Raw genomic sequence first — 214 nt, 5'->3', positions numbered from 1 at the left:
CGGCGATCGTGACGGCCGCCTGCGGCGTCCCCGTGGTCAAGCACGGCAACCGGGCCGCGTCCAGCGCGTGCGGTACCGCGGACTGCCTGGAGGCGCTCGGCGTCGTGATCGACGTGCCGCCGGACGCGCAGCCGCAGGTGCTGGCCCGAGCCGGCATCGTGTTCCTCTTCGCCGCGATGTACCACCCCTCGCTCCGCTTCGCCGCCACGGCCCG

1 pseudogene is annotated in these 214 nt (G+C 75.2%); it reads left to right on the top strand.

Annotated elements, in window-relative coordinates:
- Positions 1-214, top strand: a pseudogene (locus BN358_RS24255) (anthranilate phosphoribosyltransferase); the annotation flags it as partial.

The organism is Sedimentibacter sp. B4 (assembly GCF_000309315.1).
Taxonomy (GTDB): domain Bacteria; phylum Bacillota; class Clostridia; order Tissierellales; family Sedimentibacteraceae; genus Sedimentibacter; species Sedimentibacter saalensis.
This window is presented reverse-complemented; position numbering and strand designations above follow the sequence as displayed.